Below are 2,342 nucleotides of genomic sequence, written 5' to 3' on the forward strand. Positions count from 1 at the left end.
AACGGCTGAAGTATGCTGCCGAACTCGACCGTGACCTGACATTCTACAAGATATACATCGATGTGTACGATGGTCGCGACAAGCTATTCAGTTTCGATCATCTGGACTTGGTAAAGATTGGGTATCGGTTCGAAGTGTTGAGCGACTGCGTATATCGAGTGACTTGGGAAGAAACAGAAAGGATCTTCACGTGCGGCCAAAGAGAAAAGCCATCAGACATATTGCAGCAAAACATGCCTGTCCATATCTAGACCGCTCGCCACAGCGTCGAAGCTAGCGCAGTCTGCGTAGACCGAGGAAGCGGAACATGTAGGACACCAAACCTTGGCACTTCCACACCGAACTTAATCATGGGGCTCTATACGAGCCCTTTTTTATTACGTGCGCGGTATTGCGAGCATTTTGGGAGGGGCCCGCTTTGCGGGAGGGACCTAAAAGCGGAGCAAACCCCCGAATCTGTATTACGGGGGTAAATTCCACCATGCTTCAACGGTTCGATTAAATCTTGATTAGGCTATAATAAATAACAAAACACTTATGCAATTAATTTATCTTATTGAAACTATGAAGCCATCTGTTGAGCATATCGCAAGGAAAACTGCACAATGTGCGCATAACAGGAAACTAATTGTCGTATAACAAGCGTTAGATGACCTTTAGGTAATTAAGGAGTAATAATGAAATATAGATTAGGTTTGAAAGAAATTACTGAAGATGATGTGAATGCACAGTGTCCGTTTATGCCGGAACCAGAAGATTACCAAATGTATGTAGCTGCTTTCGCTGATGATTTTAATCAGCTAGATATTGTTGAAAGTGCTGTCGTTGAAAATAATAGTGTGATCATCAAGTTAGCTGAGGGAGTCGACATTGAACAACTACGACAAGTAAGTATTTCAATACATCAAAACTACTGGGACTACTTACGAACAACAGGTTTTGAAAAGATCGCTTGACTAACTGTTCAAGAGTGATTCGCAACGCGCGGCATTTGACCACGCGTTTTTTATCTTTGCTACTTGATTCAGTATTTTCTTAGTCGTAGCCTATGTGCGCTAGGTTTTATATGTCAAGGATATGAAATGGCTAAGTTTTTAAATACAAGTGCGACAAACTACTACCTCGAAGAACTGATAAAGAACGCTTCTGAAAGGCTAATCCTCATCAGCCCTTTTCTTAAGCTTAATGATCGTATTCGAGAGCTTTTGGAAGACAAAGACCGATTAAAGATAGACATTCGAATTGTCTATGGCAAAAGCGAACTACAACCTGATGAGATTAACTGGCTAAAAGGTCTCTCCTTTGTGCGTACCAGTTTTTGCAAAAACCTCCATGCAAAGTGCTACATGAATGAAAGTGCTTGTATCATTACAAGTTTAAATCTCTATGAGTTTAGCCAAGTAAATAATAATGAAATGGGCATCTTCATTGACCGTGACGAAGACCCCAATGTCTACAAAGATTCCTACGAGGAAGCGCAACGCATTATTCGTATTAGTGACGAAGTTAGAATCTCGTTAGAGAAAGTTCAAGCTGTTAATTTAGATACGGAATCTACTGAAAAGCCTGTTACAGAGAATGAACTAATTAAACTCAGCTCTTCTAAGTTAGCTAAAAAGCACAAACTTAAAACAGATGAGTTTCTCAGCTTGTGTGTTAATAAAGGATACTTAACGTTAGATGACGGAAAGCACTTATTAACCGATGAAGGTAAATCCTCAGGTGGTGAGTTTAAATACAGCAAACGTTTCGGTCCATATTTTGTCTGGCCTGAGTCTCTACAAATTCAGTAACCATGATACAGCGTTAACGATAAAAAGCTTTATTTATAGCTTTTTATCGTTTTTTAGCGTTACTTTAGCTTGTGTGGCAGGCCCCACTGCAATATGCGCATCCATTTGCTCGGCTGTAGGATAATTTCGCCTTTGCAACTGCTCCAACACAGCTTTCGAAGGTACCTAAAAACTCTTTATCCTTAATTTGAGATAGGTAAATACAACTATCGCTGTGAACTTCGTGATCTCCATTAGTCTGAGCTCTTTTATTTACATAATATAACGGCATTACAAGCCTCCTTGTTTATGTGTGAAGACTCATATTAACCTGTATGAACTTTCACAACTCTTAGGTTGATCATAGAACGCCTAAAAACATCACTCCCATACTCAAAGTGGCATCATGAGAATTTAAAGGCAAAAGTTAGAAGCGTTTTATGTTAAGGTATTGTTTTATCATGCTTTCAAGTAATAGCTATTGTTAGCTAGGTTAAATACATGAATAACATTCGATACTGGCTTCTTTTTTTTACAGGGATTTGCCTTTTTTACGCAGGCACTCAGGTC

General features: G+C 39.6%; 2 protein-coding genes and 1 pseudogene. All 3 read left to right on the top strand.

The window, feature by feature from the left end; translation table 11 throughout:
- A pseudogene (locus tag IQR33_RS33530) lies at positions 1-251 on the top strand (assembly protein); the annotation flags it as partial.
- A 426-nt stretch (positions 252-677) separates the two neighbouring features.
- A complete protein-coding gene (locus IQR33_RS18925; protein WP_042520887.1) occupies positions 678-956 on the top strand; it encodes a hypothetical protein in 279 nt (92 codons plus the stop codon).
- 126 nt (positions 957-1,082) lie between these two features.
- The gene (locus IQR33_RS18930) at positions 1,083-1,793 is read left to right on the top strand and encodes a phospholipase D family protein (protein ID WP_042520888.1); all 711 of its coding nucleotides are present in this window, start codon (positions 1,083-1,085) and stop codon (positions 1,791-1,793) included.
- Positions 1,794-2,342: the final 549 nt, after the last annotated feature.

Source organism: Vibrio sp. OPT46 (assembly GCF_015163535.1).
GTDB lineage: Bacteria > Pseudomonadota > Gammaproteobacteria > Enterobacterales > Vibrionaceae > Vibrio > Vibrio alginolyticus.